This window comes from Microcoleus sp. AT9b-C3, assembly GCF_036705485.1.
Taxonomy (GTDB): Bacteria; Cyanobacteriota; Cyanobacteriia; order Cyanobacteriales; family Microcoleaceae; genus Microcoleus.
Window position 1 is genome coordinate 210,568 of sequence record NZ_JAUBUR010000007.1, and the last position, 12,503, is coordinate 223,070.

A 12,503-nucleotide genomic window follows, 5' to 3' on the forward strand; every position below is an offset into this window, starting at 1 on the left:
TTTAGGGGCGGGCTAGAAGCCCACCCCACAATAGTTTCCAATTTTTTCAGGTGCAAGTTAGAGGCGCGGCTATTAAATACCTCGATCGCCCTGCGGTTTTGTTACAGGAACTGACGGTTTCTTATTGGGAGAGTTAAAAGCTCGATCGACCATATCTCCAAAGGGAACAAACTGCGGTGCAGCCGATGGAGCTCCGGTTCTGAACGTTGTAACTGGCCCGCTGCCGTCTTGGGCAAAATTAATCAATCTCGTTAAGGCATCACCGGGATTTTTAGCATTTCGCTTGTCTAGGGTGAACAGCAGATTTTGAGAGTTGCAGCGCCCCTGTCCGTTCACGTAACAAACTACGGGCAAGTTATTAACAATTCCTGTTGTTAACTGCAAGTTGCTCAATCTTCCGCCACTCTGGGCAACAGCTTTGGTCAATCTATTGGAAACAATTTGACAGCGCTGCCAAGGTGTATATTCGCGGCCGAACTCGGTAGATTTCCACAGAATCATCGGATCTGTTGTGACATTTCCTCGCCGCGCAATTGTGACAAAATTGCGGCCGGAAGTAACGCACTGAAATGTTGTTCTAGTGTTATTCCAGTTGCTCGTTGGAGCTGCTTGCACTTGGCTTGCAAAGGCAGCAGTACCGGCGAAAACTAAAGCGGATGCTAATAAGGGTGCAGTCAATTTCATAATAACTCCTGCCACTAAGGCAGCTAAATTTATGTAAGAAGTCATAGTTGTAGGGACAGGGCTGTATCCCTACAACTTCAAATTCCGCTGGTTGGCTGTCGCACCCGGATATTTTTCAAATATTAAATCAGGTTAGTTGCACCTCATGTCTGTAGGTACATGGCAGTATGGTGTGTTTATTTCAACACTTGGGAACGTGGCTTTAGAAACACGGCACAGCTTTTTCTTTGTTTCCAACACTTCGAGACTGTGGCACAAGTATCCTAGATAGTGTTTTTAGCTACATTCTGCAAAGCCACGACAGTCAACAATGGTAAGTAAAATTACAAAGGACAGCTCCGAAATTGGCTGGCAAATAACTTTTTATGAAACCTCGAATCATTGTTTGCGGGTTGGGCCACACGGGACACAAGATTTTTTGTTTGTTGAGACAGCAAGGAGCGATCGCGATCGGTATTAGCGATCGCCCAATTCGCGGTGAAACTTCTGATGTGGTTGTCGGCAATTTGCAAGCAGCTTCTACCTTGTTGGCTGCTGGCATTCAAAATGCTCACACTTTAGTAATTGCAGGAGACGATGATGCTGTCAATTTGGCAATTTTGATGCAGGCGAGGATTCTCAATCCTCAGATTCGCATCATCAACCGATTGTTCAATACTAGCTTGGGCGACAGAATTGACCACACTTTGCCCGATCACACTTCCATGAGCGTTTCATCGTTGGCGGCTCCGGTTTTTGCCTTTGCGGCTCTCGGAAGTCAGGCGATCGGACAGTTGCGTTTGTTCGATCGCACTTGGCCGATTCACGAAGAATATATCGATGAAACACATCCTTGGAAAAATCGCAAACTGAGCGATTTGTGGGACGATCGATCGCGAATGTTGATTTATTATCTGCCGGCTGCTAACAAAACTGATTTAGTATCGGCGGTGCTTGCCGATCGGCAGTGTCAGCAGGGTGATCGGCTAATTGTTGCCACTCAGCCGACTATCCGCAGCCCCCAAAAAACTTTCACTCAAAAACTGCTCAAAACATTAACTAACCTGCGCCGATTTCAGCAGCACAGCCAAGCAGCAGTAATCGTTGTACTGACGCTGCTGGCAATGATTGCCGTTGCTACTGCTACCTATATTTGTGTTAACGATAATATCTCAATTGTCGATTCTCTGTATTTTTCAGTAGGGATGATTACCGGAGCCGGAGGCTATGAAAAAGTTGCCGAACAAGCTCCCGAAAGCATTAAACTATTTACAGTTGTCATGATGTTAGTTGGAGCCGGAATCATCGGCATCTGCTACGCACTGCTCAACGATTATGTATTGGGAACTCGCTTTACCGAATATTGGGATGTAGCGCGAGTTCCGCAGCGCAATCATTACATTATCTGCGGACTCGGAGGAATAGGTATCCAAATTGCTAAAGAACTGCACACTAACGGTTACGATATTGTGGCGATCGAGCAAGATCCGAACTGCCGATTTCTGAGTACGGCTCGCTCAATGAAAATTCCGGTAATTCAGGGAAGTGCTAGTTTGCCCGCAACTTTGGAAGCTGCTAATGTTAAGCAAGCGGCAGCACTTTTGGCGGTAACTAGCAGCGATATGTCTAATGTCGAAATTGCCTTGAGCGCTAAAGGATTGGCCCCAAAACTATCAGTTATTGTCCGCAATCAAGACCCACATTTTGCTTTGATGGTGCAGCAAGTTTTTGAGTTTGAAGGAGTTTTGAACCCGACGGAATTGGCGGCTCCTGCTTTCGCAGCGGCGGCAATTGGAGGCAGGATTTTGGGCAACGGGATGACTGCTGATAGTCTCTGGGTTTGCTTGGCCACATTGATTACGCCCAACCATCCTTTCTGCGGCCACCGCATTCAAGATGCTGCTAAGTCGGCGGATTTTGTGCCTCTTTATGTGGAAACTAAGTGTCAAACTCTCCACGGCTGGGATTTACTGAATTGTTGTTTGAGTACGGGGGATGTTTTGTATTTGACGATGCCGGCGAATCGGTTGGATCAACTGTGGAGAACGACCTCGGAATTAATTAAAACTTAATGGTTTGATGCGGTAATTTATTTTGCCGATCGCTCAATTGCAACTACAAACCTGATAAAATGAGCTCTGTCTAGTAAATAAGACTTACGGCTAATCCTCAGAAATCCGGTTTCTTAGGCCAAGTTCTAGTATAAATAACCAACAGAGTCTCAATTAGTTACGGTTTAGAATGAGAAAATTTTTAGCATTATGTGTGTTTGGGCTGATAATGGCGATCGCCTCTGTAGCTGTGGCGGCTCAACCTTTGTTCGTCTCTTATCCTCCAGCCAACCACAAAACTACAGCCGATCGCATCTTTTTAATCGGTACAGCGCCCGCACCGGGACAAGTGTTAGTAAATGGCAACCAAATTTCTCGCACCGCATCCGGGCATTTCGCCCCGACTTTTCCGCTGCAACTCGGCGAAAATGTCTTTACCTTGCGTTACGAAAATCAGGAAGTCAAAATTAAGGTGACGCGCGAGTCGAATCAGCCGGAAGCCCCTCTAGGATTGGCTTTTGCTAAAGATTCCCTGACGCCGAAAGTCGATGTGGCGAGTTTGCCGGGAGAATATATTTGCTTTGGGGCGATCGCACCTGCGAATGCTCAAGTTTCAGTAAAATTGGCGGGGATTACTATTCCTTTAAAAGCGCGATCGCAAGTCGAACTACCCGCCAACAACTCCGTACTTTTAGGTGAAAACTCCCCGATCAAAAAAGACGGCAGCCAACAGTATCAAGGCTGCGGTAAAACCCCTGATAACGCCCTCTCATCTAAGGGAGAAACAGTTGATTTAGGCGTGCCATCGTTTGAACTAACAATGAACGATCAAACTATCAGCCAACAAGGTACTGGCAAGATTACTATTCTTTCTCCGGCTGACTTAGAAATAGCCGAAGTAACAGCAGATCCCGGTGTTGCCCGAACCGGGGCAAGTACAGATTTTTCTCGGATGACACCGCTGCCGAAGGGAACGCGAGCAACAATTATCGGGCGCGAGGGAGAATGGCTCAGACTGGATTACGGTGCTTGGATTAAAGCAGCGGAAGTGCGAATTGTCAAGGATTCAGTGCCTCCGCGATCGATTATTCGTAGCGCCAGTTCGCGTCAAGTGTCCGGCTGGACAGAGGTTTTATTCCCCTTAGAAATACCCGTCCCAGTCACTGTGCAGGAAGGAGAAGGCACTTTTACTTTAACGCTGTACAATACTACCGCTCAAACTGACATTATTCGCGTCTCTGATGACCCCGTAATTTCACGTTTGGAATGGCAACAAATCTCGCCACTGCAAGTACAATACACTTTTAATCTCAAATCTGCCCAGCAGTGGGGTTACAAGTTGAGATACGATGGCACAACTTTAGTGTTGTCTTTAAAACACCCGCCTGCGAATACAAGCATGATGCCGAATTCGCAAGCAAAGCCCTTATCGGGAATTAAGATTCTCATCGATCCGGGACACGGCGGCCCGGAGGATGGAGGTGCTGTCAGTCCAGTGGGGATTAGAGAAAAAACAGTAGCTTTAACAGTGTCGAAATTGGTGCAACAGGAATTGGTAAATCGGGGCGCGAATGTGCTAATGACGCGGGTAGAAGATGTCGATTTGGATTTGCCACCGAGGGTGGAAATGATTCAAAAAGAAGAACCTGCGATCGCAATTTCAATTCACTACAATGCTTTGCCAGATAACGGCGACGCCATTAAGACTAAAGGCGTCGGCGCTTTCTGGTTTCACCCGCAAGCGCACAGTTTGGCAATCTTTTTGCACAATTATTTAGTTGCCAAGTTGAACCGTCCGAGCTATGGTGTATTCTGGAACAACTTAGCCATGACTCGTCCTGCGGTTGCTCCATCTGTTTTAATGGAATTGGGATTTATGATCAATCCCGAAGAGTTTGAATGGATTGTGAATCCGACAGAACAGAAGAAGTTAGCCGCGGCGATCGCCCAAGGTGTTACCGAATGGTTTGCCTCTGTCAAATAATAGTTAGTAGTAAGGACTGAAGTCTTTCTCCAAAAAATCATAGTCAGGACTTCAGTTCTGCCAATCCAAGGAAATGAAATAATGCTAATTTTTACTCAATCAAAAGCCTTTTTTATTGCAGCCGTCGTTGCAAGCCTTAGCTTCTCACTTTACAGTTTTCCTGTTTTCGGCAAGCAGCAAAGTCTTTCTCCCGCCAAAGCCGAAGCTTTAAAAAAGCAAACTCAATGCTCGTTTATTACAGGTGAAGGGGGCGCTGTTAACATTCGCAAAGGCCCAGGCAATAAGTACGCGGTTGTAGCTAAATTGAAAAGGGGAGACGGAGTTAGGGCTGTCAGCAGACAAGGTAATTGGGTGAAAATTGCGGCCAGATTTTCGGGTAATCCTCCTAATGAAACTTTGACAATCCTTGACGGTTGGGTGAGCAATCAATTTATTAATGGCTGTTCTGAAGACCAATTTGACAGGTGGCGGCAATAGGGGATGTCGTAGGGGCGGGTTTTACAAACAATATATAACGAGTACAAACAATCTATATAAACCCGCCCCCACACCACCAATAACCTACATGAACCTTGATTTCGATCGCAAAAGAAAAAAATATATGGGGATTTACCGTTGGGTGGGCGCGTTTACTATATTGTCGATTATTGACAATAATTGTCGGTGAAACCCGCCCCTACGATAGCGCAACGCGATACTTTAAAAAAAGGAGATTTAAAACCGGATGTGATGTAAAAAAGACGATCGCCCTGATTCATTGTTGCATTCTCAACCAGCTAAACACCTGTTCGGCGGTGATATTCAGGGGAATCATTTCGGGCACAGGAAGGACATCGCTACCTTCGCAGAATTGCGGTTGTTGGTTGGGCAAAAACGCTAAAATTGATCGATCGTCTGGATCGATTAGCCACCCCAACTGACAATTATTTTGAATACAGTGAATAATTTTTCTGGTTACGCGATTTGAGCTTTGCTGGGGCGACAGGATTTCGATCGTCCAATACGGTGCAATTCGCACATCATCCACTGGTTCGCCACTGTCATCAAATTGAATCTGTTCCCATAATAGTACCGCAATATCTGGAACAATCGATCGACCGCCAAACGTACACCGCAACTCTGGAAAAGCGTAAGCTATCTTGGGTTCCTCTACCACTTCATTAATGACACGCAGGAATTGCCCCTGGAGACGAGAATGTTTAGTTTTTGGCATAGGTTTTTGGATAATATCCCCCTCAATGTATTCGCTGGCAGGTTTAGTTTCTGGCAGTTTCAGAAATTGTTCAAGAGTAAGGCGCTCACTTGCGATCGTCATAAATAAATTCCTCAATTCTACCTATCTTCAGTGTAATCCAAAAATTATTTATCTTGCATAAAAAGGGTGTGAAATAGCCTAGTTTTGCCGAACAATCTGCTGTTTAAATTCAAACAAATTAGGATTGGTAGGGTCATAAAAAGCCCGCAACCAATGCACGTTTGGAGAACCAAAAGTTTCAACTCTAGTAAAATTTTTCATTCTCGGTAGTTGAGTTTCATCGGTAAAATGGGGTAAAGGTTTATCGATGCGGAAATAGTGAGTATCGCCGTGGACGAATACAACCTGCCCTGGGAAATTGCCTGTTTCTGTTTCCAGAGTTGCGATAAAATCGTTGTAGCCACTTCTTCTTTTGTCCGTCGGATCGAATTCAAATCCCGGATTTGCCTGTGCAACTAACACAATTCCTTTGCTGTTGATGCGTTTGGCTAAAGCAAAACATTCTTTGATCCAGGCTAAGTTAGCCCAATTGCGATCGGCATATTCAGCATCTGCTTCGGGAGTGCGGCCAAAATTGTTGTTGCTTCCCGGCATATTAATCGCGAAAAACACGACTCCATGATAAATCCAGCGAACATTTTCGCGGAATTTAGCAAACTGCGGGTTTTCGCTTTGACGGGTGAGAGTTAAGGTGCGCTTTCCCAAACTTCGATTACCTTGGTTGAAGATTTCCCGCAGTTTAGCGAGTCTTTCTACTGGATCGTAACTGCCGTTTTTTGATCGGTGGCAATCCGTCCATTCATTGTCACCATAAACTAGAATAAATGGAATTTCAAAATTATCAAATAACTGCTTGCGACTGATAAAAGTTGCATCGTCGCAGACACTAGAACCGTTTTTAATGTCGCCGTCGTGGACTACAAACGCGGCGGGCGATCGATTGATATCTGCAATCAAACTCGGAAATTTTGCTTCTTGTTCGGCACTGTAGGGCAAATCGCCAATTAAGGCAAATTCAAAAGGTCGATCGCGCGAAGTTTGAGCGTAAGTTAAAACGCCAAAACCCGTAATTGCTACAAAAACAATTAAGGCAATAATTATATAGTTTTTTTTCATTTTTATAGCTGTAAGTAAATTATTTATGATACCATATGAGCCGACAAATTACTCTAAAAAATTATGAATTTTCGTCGGTTGCTCTCGATAATTGCCATGCTTTCGATCGCAGGCTGCAATATCCAAACGCCACAAACCAACACACAGTCTACAGAAAGTCGTAGCTTGCGGGGCGGGACGCCATCGCCAATAGCAACCCCTGTTCCCCCCCAACCAAAGTCTGAGATCAAAGAAGCAAAACTAATTGCTGTCGGCGACATCATGATGCACAGTACCCAAACGCGATCGGGCTACGACGCAAAAAATAAAACATACAATTTTGACACTTTCTTCGCACCAGTTAAAAGTATCCTGTCAACAGGCGATTGGGTCATCGGAAATCTCGAAACACCTTTAGCGGGGCAAGATGCGGGCGGATATACGGGATATCCGCTATTTAACGCACCGGCTCAATTAGCGGATGCGGCTAAAAAAGCCGGATTTAATATCTTGACAACCGCGAACAATCATGCTTTAGACCGTGGAGAAAAAGGGGTAATTAGGACGATCGCAAATCTGAGCGATCGCAAAATTGCCTCAACAGGAACAGCGACATCAGCCGCCGAAGCTTCACGCACTTTAATCAGCACCAAAAACAACATTTCATTAGCCCTGCTAGCCTACACCTACGGCACAAACGGCATTCCCATACCCAAAGGCAAAGACTACTTAGTTTCCCTAATCGACGAAAAAAAGATAGTCAAAGACATTGCTAAAGCCCGAAAACAAGGAGCAGACATTATCGCAATTTCCCTGCATTTTGGCGATGAATATCAGCGACAGCCAAACACCCAACAAAAACAATTAGTTGAAAACCTATTAAAAGCGGGTGCAGACATCATTCTCGGCAGCCATCCCCACGTCGTCCAACCTTACAAAATTTTTAACTTTCCCGGAAAAAATGGCAAAACTCGCAAAGCTGTAGCAATTTATTCAATGGGAAACTTCATTTCCGGTCAGAATAAAAAATATACAGACTTAGGCGTAATTTTGCAAGTAAATATTCGCAAAAAATTTCCCGAAAAAACCACAGAAATTACAGATGTAAAAACACATCCTACTTGGGTACACCGCTATACTCAGAACAATAAAACGAACTATCGCGTTTTGCCCTTAGAAACAACTGTTACCCAGAAAAAAGATGCACTCCTAGGAACTTCACAGTATCCAATTTTATCAAAATATTTGCAAGATATGAACAATCATCTTACCTCTTTGAATAGTCCGCCAAAATCCAAATAAGTTGGCAGTGCCAATTGGGAATAGGGCATTAGTTATTGGAATTGGAGGCTTAGCCGAGTATTTGTATTCCCAGGTAGTGTCCATTGCTAAGGTAACAGCTTAAGCTAGGGAAGCATTTGTCAATCAGCAATTATGCTCAGAATTTACTCAAGTTTTTGGTAGAAAACTTAGATTTGGGCGATCGAACAATCATGCCGAATCTTCAGCAAATAAATTCCCCCAAGCTTGGATATCCTTTCCAATAAGTGCGAAATGGGCAGCAGAATAGCGCGTCATATCAACTCCGCTAGCATCGGAATTGTAAAATCGAATCAACAGTCAATACTCAACTATCATTGAGTTTTGCGACTAACAGCTAACAGTCAACAATAATTCCGGTTGCACCGGAATTGATATCAATTGACTCCTGGTAAGCTTGGGAAGCAATCAAGTATCCAACGGAAGAGGGTGTAGTGGAGTAGAGCGACTTTTCTTTTTGTGATTATATTCTTCCGATACGCCAAGATAATCAGATGGTTCATATCTGCCGAATATCTCAGCGAAAATGTTAGGCAATTTTCGATAAGGAGAAACACCCATATCTTGAAGCATGATGTCAATATATTGTTGGAAGCGAGTGTTAATCGCACAGGATCGCGAAGGTTCAAATTGAATATTGGCGCGTTTCCACTCGCGGATATATTCAATACTTTTTTCCATGTTTTCGCTAGAAGGCAACTCAAGTTCACCACGCAAGTAAGCACACAGCCATTGTGTGGCAATTTCGACTGCTGGCACGTGCATATATCCATGATTGAACCCGGCAAAGGCAATGCCAGGAATGCGAGGATGAAGCAAGTGACGATATAACTGTACGCCATCGGGTTCGGTTTCCAACATTTTTCGATATTTATCAGGCAAAAATGGAAAAATCGGCGTTTGCGAACCCAAAGATAGAACGACTAAATCGCATGGAATCTCGCAACCATTTTTCAACTTTACTGATTCTCGCGAAAAACCAGATAGTTCTGCACGGTGGGGCGAGATTTTTCCTTCTGCAATAAACGGATAGTAATTTTCAGGCGCAACCGCTGTGGCTGAACGTAAATCAGGCAATAGTTTGTGATTTGGTTGTACAGCTTTGATGCGACGCTGGGCTTCTTGATCTTTTCCAGAAACATTTCGCTGAACTTGAAAGCGGAAGATGGATGCAATCAAATCCCAAAAAGCTGAAACAATGAAGCTAAGGCGATTGTGCAGGAAACGTTCAATGGCGGTTGGATGTGCCCAACTTGTCATCATCACTGTTCCAAAACGGCTGAATAATGCGTAGGTAAAATGTACGCCCAAAATCCATTCGGGGATAAGCCAGCGCGGTGTACGAAATACATGATTTACTTGTGCGCCTTGTTTGGCTGCGAAAGTCGCCATGTCCAAAGCGCTTTTTCCGAAGCCAACGATTACAACTCGTTGATTGTCGAATATATCAAGCGTGTGGACATCCCGTTCAGTGATGATTTTTCCACCGAAATCTTCTATACCAGGAAATTCAGGTTGATACTTTCCTTCTGTATATTGCCCAACTGAGATAACGACATATCCAAATAATTCTTCGTGAACGCCCTCCTGGTTTTTATATTTTAATAGCCAGCCATCTTCTGTTTCTTTGAGTTCGATAACTTCATGATTTAACCGCACATCAAGATTTAAATGGTTGACCGCTTGTTCCAAATAATTCAGGATTTGTTCTCCGGTGGGATGTAAATCCGGGGTGAAGGGCCAGGGAAAATCAGATAAATGATACTGTTCCCTGATATTTTGCAGGTGTACGTTTGGGTATGCAAGTGCCCATACTCCGCCAATCTTTTCGGATTTCTCGAAAACAACTGCTGCGAAACCATTTTTATTGAGAATATTGGCTGTCGTAATGCCTGATATTCCCGCGCCGATAATGGCAATTGGCATACCGTTTTTGTATTGCATATATTTGAGTCTCCTTATGTGTATGGGTATTAGATTCAGTTGACAGTTGACAGTTGACAGTTGACAGTTGACAGTTGACAGCGACCTCTACCTGGAAGGAAGAGGATTGGAGTAATGAATAGTCTTCTTTTAATTTCTCCCTACAAGGGTTCCGGCTTTAAACCATTTTTATTTGTAATTTTACTGAGGCAGTGACAAGCAACCGGAAAGCCTTGCACTGAAAAGAGTTTAAATCGATCGCTCTCAACAAGATAGAAGCGCTGTCACCCCGTCAGCTCCGCGACCTTAACCCTAACTGCTGATATTAGCCTAGGTGGTTATAGACTAAGGGGGAGAGCAATTCTTGCAGTCTGGCTGCTACAGCCTCAGTCGAGGCGAGCTGGCACATTCCGAGCATCCCAATGATGTAACTAATAACTATAGTAATCCTTGCAGGAGTCGTAAATTTTTTACCCCACCCCTGCCCTCCCCTGAGTAATGGGAGGGAGTAAGAAATTCACAAATGATTTACGAGCGCTATATATTTATTAAAAAATCAAGGAAAGGGTTGACATATAAAATAATGATATGTTATAATTTTACTCATTAGAAAACTTGCCTTTCAAATTATCTTGAAAAAGATTGCGGCTGCTGAACCCAAGTCTTTTGTTCCCTAAAAAATCTCTTCAACTTTTGGGGGTTGCTATGCAACCCGCAACCGACTATTTATGCAGCAGCCAAAAAACTTGAACAGGCTTTTGCGAGCTTTGTCTCGGCAAGGTCTTGATGTTAGTTACGACAATAAAGTCTACTCGATTTGTCTCAATAGTTCTCTGAAAGAAGAGTGGCAAGATGCCAGTGCCACAACAGCAGAAGTTTTGCTTCCAGAGGATTTTCCGGTGGAAGCAAAGGCCCTCAAACAGTTAGCAAGTTTGGCGAATGTTCGACACCCTCAAGGCGGTTGCGTTTGCCGCGCTTGCGCTACTCCAGATTTCCATCCGGGGGATTCGGGGGTGGCGATCGGCTCTATTGTAGAAACAGCAGGAATGGTGATTCCGGCGGCTACCGGTTCCGATATTAACTGCGGGATGCGGTTACACGTTGCGGATTTGTCGATCGAACAATTCCTCAGTCAGCGCGATCGATTTGTAGAATTGCTCAAAGGCGATTATTTCTTCGGTACTCGCGATGTCAGCATGACTGCAAAAACTGCTCGCGCCATGTTCCAACACGGGATTCCCGGATGGCTGGATGGTATGCTGGACGAGGCAACCGGCAGCACGGCTAATTCGGATTTTGAGCAGTTGGCGACAGAGTGCAATCGCACTTTCCTCGGCGGTTCCATGAATGGCGATGTCAAATGGGCTCCCGACGAATTAGTCCCAAATGACGGCTTAGTCAGGGATGGCGGGTTAGCTACCATCGGTGGCGGCAATCACTTTGTCGAAATTCAAGTGGTTGAGGAAGTTATCGATCGAGCTACGGCTTATACTTGGGGAGTTCGATCGGGACAAATCGCTTTCATGATTCATTCGGGGTCGCGGAATGTCGGCAAATACATCGGGGGAATGTGGCGCGATCGAGCTTGCGACGCCTGGCCGAAAACTCTGAAATACCCTGAATCCGGCCTTTTTCCGCTGTCTGTCGAGGCCAATCCCGAACTTGTGAGCAGCTACCTGCAAGCGGAAGCAACAGCCGCTAACTACGGTTTTATCAACCGTTTGCTGTTAGCAGAACTTTTGCGCTTGCGTTTGCGGCAAGTTTTCGGCGATGTGGAAGCGCCGTTAGTATACGATTTGCCTCACAATATTACCTTAGCTGAAGGTGCTGGCTGGGTAACGCGCAAAGGCGCTTGTCCCGCACATTCCGGTCAGCCTGTAATTGTACCGGGTTCGATGGGCGCGCCGTCTTATTTGCTAGTTGGGAAGGGAAATGATCGATTTTTGCGATCGGCCTCTCACGGTGCAGGAAGGGCGCGATCGCGATTCGATATGAGTCGCAAAGGTGTTGACAAAACTGACTCCGCTTTGGGTTTAACTGGCGTAGATTGTATTACCTTACGCGAAGAACGCAGGATCGAAGAAGCACCGGCTGCGTACAAGCAAATTCAACCAGTAATTGACGTGCAGGTTGAGGCGCAAATGGTGGGGATAGTCGCTAAAATGAAACCAGTGTTAACGTTTAAAGCCTAGGCTGGCTCATTTGTCCGTTC

The 12,503-nt window shown here is 45.0% G+C and carries 9 protein-coding genes; 5 read left to right on the forward strand and 4 right to left on the reverse strand.

Annotated features, from left to right (window positions below):
• Window positions 1-72 precede the first annotated feature (72 nt).
• Window positions 73-684, reverse strand: a complete 612-nt coding sequence (locus tag QUB77_RS09400) for a COP23 domain-containing protein (protein ID WP_333171658.1) — start codon at window positions 682-684, stop codon at window positions 73-75.
• Between the two features lie 365 nt (window positions 685-1,049).
• Here QUB77_RS09400 and QUB77_RS09405 point away from each other — a divergent pair, with 365 nt between their 5' ends.
• The 3 genes from QUB77_RS09405 to QUB77_RS09415 all read left to right on the forward strand — a co-directional run bounded on the left by QUB77_RS09405 (window position 1,050) and on the right by QUB77_RS09415 (window position 5,175).
• Window positions 1,050-2,735 (forward strand): NAD-binding protein, encoded by a 1,686-nt coding sequence (locus tag QUB77_RS09405; protein WP_333171660.1) that lies wholly within the window; start codon window positions 1,050-1,052, stop codon window positions 2,733-2,735.
• 169 nt (window positions 2,736-2,904) lie between these two features.
• Window positions 2,905-4,698 carry an N-acetylmuramoyl-L-alanine amidase gene (locus QUB77_RS09410; protein ID WP_333171662.1) on the forward strand — a complete coding sequence of 598 codons (1,794 nt, stop codon included), beginning with the start codon at window positions 2,905-2,907 and terminating at the stop codon, window positions 4,696-4,698.
• A gap of 81 nt (window positions 4,699-4,779) precedes the next feature.
• On the forward strand, window positions 4,780-5,175 hold the full coding sequence (locus tag QUB77_RS09415; protein ID WP_333171664.1) for an SH3 domain-containing protein: 396 nt from the start codon (window positions 4,780-4,782) through the stop codon (window positions 5,173-5,175).
• Window positions 5,176-5,452: 277 nt separating this feature from the next.
• Here QUB77_RS09415 and QUB77_RS09420 read toward each other — a convergent pair whose 3' ends face one another.
• Both QUB77_RS09420 and QUB77_RS09425 read right to left on the reverse strand, forming a co-directional pair.
• Entirely contained in the window at window positions 5,453-6,013 is a 561-nt protein-coding gene (locus QUB77_RS09420) for a Uma2 family endonuclease (RefSeq protein WP_333171666.1), read from the reverse strand.
• 78 nt (window positions 6,014-6,091) lie between these two features.
• A complete protein-coding gene (locus tag QUB77_RS09425; protein WP_333171668.1) occupies window positions 6,092-7,069 on the reverse strand; it encodes a hypothetical protein in 978 nt (325 codons plus the stop codon).
• A 63-nt stretch (window positions 7,070-7,132) separates the two neighbouring features.
• On the opposite strand from QUB77_RS09425, the gene QUB77_RS09430 reads away from it, so the two are divergent.
• Window positions 7,133-8,350: a CapA family protein gene (locus tag QUB77_RS09430; protein WP_333171671.1), complete on the forward strand. Its 1,218-nt coding sequence runs from the start codon at window positions 7,133-7,135 to the stop codon at window positions 8,348-8,350.
• 426 nt (window positions 8,351-8,776) lie between these two features.
• Here QUB77_RS09430 and QUB77_RS09435 read toward each other — a convergent pair whose 3' ends face one another.
• On the reverse strand, window positions 8,777-10,312 hold the full coding sequence (locus QUB77_RS09435; RefSeq protein WP_333171673.1) for an NAD(P)/FAD-dependent oxidoreductase: 1,536 nt from the start codon (window positions 10,310-10,312) through the stop codon (window positions 8,777-8,779).
• A gap of 707 nt (window positions 10,313-11,019) precedes the next feature.
• Here QUB77_RS09435 and QUB77_RS09440 point away from each other — a divergent pair.
• Entirely contained in the window at window positions 11,020-12,483 is a 1,464-nt protein-coding gene (locus QUB77_RS09440) for an RtcB family protein (protein ID WP_333171675.1), read from the forward strand.
• Window positions 12,484-12,503: the final 20 nt, after the last annotated feature.